At 62.2% G+C, this 7,421-nt stretch carries 4 protein-coding genes; 3 read left to right on the top strand and 1 reads right to left on the bottom strand.

Going from position 1 to position 7,421, the window contains the following annotated elements; translation table 11 throughout:
* On the bottom strand, window positions 1-483 hold a 483-nt coding region (locus MOV61_RS26835), incomplete at its 3' end, for a flagellar biosynthetic protein FliO (protein WP_247138766.1).
* Window positions 484-735: 252 nt separating this feature from the next.
* Between MOV61_RS26835 and cckA the strand changes: the two genes are divergently transcribed.
* From cckA to alaS, 3 genes are all read left to right on the top strand, one after another.
* Window positions 736-3,348: a cell cycle histidine kinase CckA gene (cckA, locus tag MOV61_RS26830; protein ID WP_247138765.1), complete on the top strand. Its 2,613-nt coding sequence runs from the start codon at window positions 736-738 to the stop codon at window positions 3,346-3,348.
* Between the two features lie 246 nt (window positions 3,349-3,594).
* The gene (recA, locus tag MOV61_RS26825; protein WP_038542844.1) at window positions 3,595-4,683 is read left to right on the top strand and encodes a recombinase RecA; all 1,089 of its coding nucleotides are present in this window, start codon (window positions 3,595-3,597) and stop codon (window positions 4,681-4,683) included.
* A gap of 185 nt (window positions 4,684-4,868) precedes the next feature.
* The coding region (gene alaS / locus MOV61_RS26820) for an alanine--tRNA ligase (RefSeq protein ID WP_247138764.1) at window positions 4,869-7,421 on the top strand (2,553 nt) is incomplete at its 3' end.

Below are 7,421 nucleotides of genomic sequence, written 5' to 3'. Positions count from 1 at the left end.
CTCGCGTGGCGGCACGACGCTTTCCCGTGCCGGCTCGATGCGCGTTTCCGGAGCCGCGGGACGTGGGATCTGGGCAGGGCGGGGTTCGGCGACGGGAGCCGGCCGGGCTTCCATGGCGGGTGCTGCTTGAACGGGAGCTGTCATGTCAAGCGGCTGGAAGCGGTTTGCCGCAGTCGCCGGCGCGGCGGGTGTCGCCGTGGAAATTCCGCTTTCGATGACGATATCGGTGGGCCCGCCGATCATGATCAGGTGCTCGACCCCGTCGCGGCGGATGAGGACCAGACGACGACGAGCATCGACGGCCGCTGCATCCAGCACCTGAAGCCGCGGCTGGCGATTTTTGCCGCCGCGCACGAAGGGGGACGGGCCGGCGCGGCCACGCATGAGCCAGAGCGCGCCGATGAGGACAAGAAGCCCAATGCCGACGCCGACGACTGCGATCACCAGGCGGCCTCCATAGGCGCCCATCAGGTCATCTAACATCTCTTGCCACTCCTCATATGAACGCTGCGGTAAAAAACGACTTTTTTCCTACCGAAGCAAGCTGCTAACTGTCACTGTTGCGCGCTGAAAGACAGCGCAGAAAAGCAAAGATAGGTCACTCCGCCAAACTGTCCCGGGTTTTGTGGCTCAGCAGAGCTTTTTGCTTAACCAGCAACTTGCTAATAAGGAATCGCGGGATTCCTGATCCCTGAATGTTCATGGCCGCAGCGCCGGTCGAAATGCGAGGAATTGATGACGAAGTTGCAGCAGAGCGGCAACTACGATGCGCCCCTGGTGGAAAAAGGGACGCGTGGCGGCACCATCGTCCGAATCGTTCTTCTGGCGCTCGTTCTCTGTGGCGTGGCTGCCGGCTTCGTGATGTTCCAGCATGCGCTCGACAACGAGCTGGTGCTCGGCCTGCTCGGCATTCTCGCCATGGTCGGCATCTTCTTCCTGGTGTCGTCGATCATCGGCCTCGTCGAGGTCATGCCGCAGTCGCGTTCCGACGAACTGGCCCGTGGTTTCCTCGCCAACCATCCCGACGGCATTCTGATCACCGATGCCAAGGGCCGTATTCTTTACGCCAACGCCGCCTATGGCCGGATGACCGGCGCGACCAAGGCGAGCAACGTGCAGTCGCTCGAAGCGCTTCTGTCCAAGACCCGCGAATCGACCGAGGCGCTCTACAGGCTGACGACGGCTCTGCGCGAGGGCCGGGAAGGCCATGAGGAGTTCCGGCTTCTCCAGCCGATCGGACGGACGACCGGCAATGGTTCCGGTGCCCACTGGTACCGTCTCAAGGCACGGCTGCTGACGCCCGCCGACAGCCGCAAGGGCCAGCTCGACATCTGGCAGATCACCGACATCACCTCGGAGCGCGACGACCAGGAGCGGTTCTTCCGCGAACTGCAGAACGCCATCGACTATCTCGACCACGCACCCGCCGGTTTCTTCTCCGCCGGCAAGAAGGGTGAGATCTTCTATCTGAACGCCACGCTTGCCGAATGGCTCGGCATCGACCTGACCAAGTTCGTGCCGCGCTCGGTGACGATTGCCGATCTGGTGGCCGGCGAAGGCATGGCGCTGATCCAGTCAGTGCAGGCCGCACCCGGTCTGAAGCGCACCGAGACGCTCGATCTCGACCTGCGTCGTGCCAACGGCCAGAGCCTGCCAGTGCGGCTGGTGCACAATGTCAGTGCCACCCGCGACGGCGCACCGGGCGAAAGCCGCACCATCGTGCTGGCGCGACCGAAGGGCGGCGAGGGCGACCAGTCCGCCTCCGCGATGCGTTTCACGCGTTTCTTCAACAATACGCCGATGGCGATCGCCTCCGTCGATGGCGAAGGCCGGATCCTGCGCATCAATGCGCCGTTCCTCAAACTGTTTGCCGGCGTCGTTTCCCGCGACGACGTGGATGCCGGTATCGAACTCGACCGCATCGTGCACGACAATTCCCGCCAGCATCTGATGCAGGCGATTGCCGCTGCCAAGGATGGGCAGGGCGATATCGCGCCGATCGATTCGCGCCATCCCGGCGACGAGAACCGCTATGTGCGCTTTTACGTGAATGCCGTGATCGACGAGAGCGACGAGGCCCCGGAAGAGGCCGCGATCGTCTATGCCGTCGAGACGACCGAGCAGAAGGCGCTCGAAACCCAGATGGCGCAGACCCAGAAACTTAATGCCGTCGGCACGCTGGCGGGCGGCATTGCCCACGACTTCAACAACGTGCTGACGGCGATTCTTCTGTCCTCCGACCACCTCCTCCTGCAGGCGCGTCCCTCGGATGCGAGCTTTGCCGACCTGATGGAGATCAAGCGCAACGCCAACCGTGCCGCCGTGCTGGTGCGCCAGCTGCTCGCCTTTTCGCGCAAGCAGACCATGCGTCCGGCGGTGCTGAACCTCACCGACGTGGTCGGCGACCTGCGCATGCTGGTCGACCGGCTGATTTCCGGCACCAATGTGAAGCTCGAAGTGGATTACGGCCGCGATCTCTGGCCGGTGCGCACCGACCTGTCGCAGTTCGAGCAGGTGCTGATCAATCTCTGCGTCAACGCGCGCGACGCCATGCCCCAGGGCGGCACGATCCTGATCAAGACCCGCAATGTATCCGCCGAGGATGCGGGCGGTTTCAACCAGGCGGATCTGCCAGCCGAAGATTTCGTGATGGTCGAGGTTTCCGACACCGGCACGGGCATTTCGCCCGAAATCATGGACAAGATCTTCGAGCCTTTCTTTACCACCAAGGAAGTCGGCAAGGGCACCGGCCTCGGCCTCTCGATGGTCTACGGCATCGTCAAGCAGTCCGGCGGCTATATCTATCCCGAATCGGAAGTCGGCCGCGGCACGAGCTTCCGCATGTTCCTCCCACGCCACATTCCCGAAACGCCCGTCGTCGTCCAGGACGCTACCGCAACCGGTACGCAGGCGCCGCCAGCCGCTCTCGCGCCGGTCGTGTCGACGCCTGCTTCCGACGACCTCGACCTCACCGGAAAGTCGGCGGTGGTCCTGCTCGTCGAGGACGAGGAGGCCGTCCGCCGAGGCGGCAAGCGCATGCTGGAAACCCGCGGCTACACTGTGCACGAAGCGGGTTCCGGCACCGAGGCGCTCGACATCATGGAAGAGCTCCAGGGCCAGGTGGATATCGTTGTCTCCGACGTCGTCATGCCTGAAATGGACGGGCCGACGCTTTTGACGGAACTGCGCAAGACCTATCCGGACATGAAGTTCATCTTCGTTTCCGGTTATGCGGAGGATGCGTTTGCCCGCAACCTGCCGGCCGACGCGAAATTCGGCTTCCTGCCGAAGCCCTTCTCGCTGAAGCAGCTTGCCGTCGCGGTCCGGGAAATGCTCGATTCGGAGTGAGAATCGGATGGTCTCTCATAAATTTCAAACGCCGCGATTCCCTCGTCGAATTGCGGCGCAGCCTTGATTTCAAACGGGAATCTTCCACACCCACGGCGGGCGTGAACATCATGAGAACGAAATCGAAATATCTATTTTGGCTCAATCTCTTGAGCGACCCTTGCCAAATGAGAACAAAATAGGTACATCACCTTTATCGGCTGCTTCATTGCGTGCGCGGCGGCAATAACCTAAAGGTGGGACCAGATGGCACAGAATAGTTTGCGGCTCGTAGAGGATAAAGGCGTGGACAAGAGTAAGGCGCTGGAAGCGGCATTGTCACAGATCGAACGATCCTTCGGTAAGGGATCGATCATGAAGCTCGGTGCAAACGAGAGCATTGTCGAGATCGAGACGGTTTCGACCGGCTCTCTCAGCCTGGATATCGCGCTCGGCATTGGCGGCCTGCCGAAGGGCCGCATCGTTGAAATCTACGGTCCGGAAAGCTCCGGCAAGACGACGCTTGCGCTGCAGACGATTGCCGAAGCCCAGAAGAAGGGCGGCATCTGCGCCTTCGTCGACGCCGAACACGCGCTTGATCCGGTCTATGCCCGCAAGCTTGGCGTCGATCTGCAGAACCTTCTGATCTCGCAGCCGGATACTGGCGAGCAGGCACTTGAAATCACCGACACGCTGGTCCGTTCCGGTGCCGTCGATGTCCTCGTTATCGACTCGGTTGCGGCTCTGACGCCACGTGCCGAAATCGAGGGCGAGATGGGCGACAGCCTGCCGGGCCTTCAGGCACGCCTGATGAGCCAGGCGCTGCGCAAGCTCACCGCTTCGATCTCCAAGTCGAATACGATGGTGATCTTCATCAACCAGATCCGCATGAAGATCGGCGTGATGTTCGGTTCCCCGGAAACCACCACCGGCGGCAATGCACTGAAATTCTACGCCTCGGTTCGCCTCGACATCCGCCGCATCGGTCAGGTCAAGGAACGCGAGGAAGTGGTCGGCAACCAGACCCGCGTCAAGGTCGTCAAGAACAAGATGGCGCCTCCCTTCAAGCAGGTCGAATTCGACATCATGTATGGCGAAGGCGTTTCCAAGACCGGCGAACTCGTCGATCTCGGCGTCAAGGCCGGCATCGTCGAGAAGTCCGGTGCCTGGTTCTCCTATAACAGCCAGCGCCTCGGCCAGGGCCGTGAGAACGCCAAAACGTTTCTGCGCGACAATCCTGAACTTGCCCGGGAAATCGAGACGTCGCTCCGCCAGAATGCCGGCCTTATTGCCGACCGCTTCCTGCAGAACGGCGGTCCCGACGCTGACGACGGCGACGCGGCCGCGGATATGTAAAGCGGTTCCGCCGCACTCGGAGATTTCTCCGGCGGATTATTTTGAACCGGTCGCGCATGGAAAGATGCGCGGCCGGTTTCTCGTTCGGTGAGGCGGCGGGGCGGCTGGACAGTTGGGGGTGTGGGCGATACAAGCCTCTGGTTTTCGAATAATAGGACCGCATCCGGCGGTAAAAAGGGCGTAGCATGAGCGGCGTGAATGAAATCCGGTCGACCTTCCTCGACTATTTCCGAAAGAACGGACACGAGGTCGTGTCCTCCAGTCCGCTGGTGCCGCGCAACGATCCGACACTGATGTTCACCAATGCCGGCATGGTTCAGTTCAAGAACGTGTTTACCGGTCTTGAGAAACGCCCCTATTCGACCGCGGCGACGGCCCAGAAATGCGTTCGTGCCGGCGGCAAGCATAACGACCTCGATAATGTCGGCTACACCGCGCGTCACCATACCTTCTTCGAAATGCTCGGCAATTTTTCCTTCGGCGACTATTTCAAGGCGAATGCCATCGAGCTTGCCTGGAACCTGATCACCAAGGAGTTCGGCCTCGACGCCAAGCGTCTCCTGGTCACCGTCTACCACACCGATGACGAGGCTTTCGACCTCTGGAAGAAGATCGCCGGTCTTTCGGACGACAAGATCATCCGCATTCCGACCAGCGACAATTTCTGGGCGATGGGCGATACCGGTCCCTGCGGCCCGTGCTCGGAAATCTTCTATGATCATGGCGACCATATCTGGGGCGGCCCTCCCGGTTCGCCGGAAGAGGATGGCGATCGGTTCATCGAGATCTGGAACCTCGTCTTCATGCAGTATGAGCAGGTGACGAAGGAAGAGCGGATCGACCTGCCGCGCCCGTCGATCGACACCGGCATGGGCCTGGAGCGCGTTGCAGCCGTCCTGCAGGGCCAGCACGACAATTACGACATCGACCTGTTCCGGGCGCTGATCTCTGCCTCGGAAGAGGCGACCGGCGTCAAGGCGGAAGGCGAGCATCGCGGCAGCCACCGCGTCATCGCCGACCATCTACGCTCATCCGCCTTCCTGATCGCCGACGGCGTTCTACCCTCCAACGAGGGCCGCGGTTACGTGCTTCGCCGCATCATGCGCCGCGCCATGCGCCACGCGCAGCTGCTCGGCGCCCGCGATCCGCTGCTCTGGAAACTGCTGCCGGCGCTCATCCAGCAGATGGGCCGCGCCTATCCGGAACTGGTGCGTGCCGAATCGCTGATTTCCGAAACGCTGAAACTCGAGGAAAACCGTTTTCGCAAGACGCTGGAGCGCGGCCTTTCGCTGCTGTCGGATGCGACGAACACGCTTCACAAGGGCGATATGCTCGATGGCGAGACCGCCTTCAAGCTCTACGACACCTACGGTTTCCCGCTCGATCTGACGCAGGACGCTTTGCGTGCCCGCGAAATCGGCGTCGATATTTCCGGTTTCACCGACGCCATGCAGCGCCAGAAGGCGGAAGCCCGCTCGCATTGGACCGGTTCCGGCGACAAGGCGACGGAAACGATCTGGTTCGAGCTCAAGGAAAAGCACGGCGCCACCGAATTCCTCGGATATGACACGGAAACCGCTGAAGGCGTGGTGCAGGCGATCGTCCGCGACGGCAAGGCTGTCGACAGCGCGTCCGCCGGCCAACAGATCCAGATCGTCGTCAACCAGACGCCGTTCTACGGCGAATCCGGTGGCCAGATGGGCGATACCGGCGTGATTGCGACCGACAACGCTAGGCTGAATGTCTCGGATACCCAGAAGAAGGGCGAGGGCGTGTTCGTCCACATCGCGACCGTCACCGAGGGCACGTTGAAGGTCGGGGATGCCGTGGCGCTGACGGTCGATCATGACCGTCGCTCGCGCTTGCGCTCCAACCATTCGGCCACCCATCTGCTGCATGAGGCGCTTCGCGAAGTGCTTGGCACGCACGTGGCCCAGAAGGGTTCGCTGGTGGCGCCCGAACGCCTGCGTTTCGACGTCTCGCATCCGAAGCCGATGTCGGCCGAGGAGTTGCAGAAGGTCGAGGACATGGCGAATGCAATCATCCTGCAGAACGCGCCGGTCACGACCCGCCTGATGAGCGTCGATGATGCGATCGCCGAGGGCGCTATGGCCCTGTTCGGCGAAAAATACGGCGACGAGGTTCGCGTCGTTGCGATGGGCAAGGCAATCGAAGGCCCGAAGGCCGGCAAGGCTTATTCGATCGAGCTCTGCGGCGGCACCCATGTCAATTCGACCGGCGATATCGGCCTTGTCCGCGTTCTCGGCGAAAGCGCCGTCGGCGCCGGCGTTCGCCGCGTCGAGGCGGTGACGGGCGAGGCGGCGCGTCTCTATCTTGCCGAGCAGGATGAGCGGGTGAAGACGCTGGCAGGTGCCTTGAAGGTGCAGCCGGCGGAATTGGTTTCGCGCGTCGAGGCGCTGATCGACGAGCGCCGCAAGCTGGAGAAGGAACTCGCGGATGCCAAGCGCCGGCTCGCCATGGGCGGCGGGCAGGGCGGTTCGGCCGGCGATTTCAGGGAGATCGGCGGCATCAGGTTCATGGGCAAGGCGCTCAACGGCATCGATGCCAAGGACCTGAAGGGCCTGGCGGATGAAGGCAAGGCGAGCCTCGGCTCCGGCGTCGTCACGCTGATCGGTGTTTCGGAAGACGGCAAGGCCAGCGCCGTGGTCGCGGTGACGCCGGATCTGGTCGAGCGCTTCAGCGCCGTGGACCTGGTCCGCATCGCATCCGTGGCGCTT

This window comes from Neorhizobium sp. BETTINA12A (assembly GCF_023006485.1).
GTDB lineage: Bacteria > Pseudomonadota > Alphaproteobacteria > Rhizobiales > Rhizobiaceae > Neorhizobium.
The sequence above is the reverse complement of the archived record's forward strand: the minus strand, read 5'-3'. Positions and strand labels throughout refer to the sequence as shown.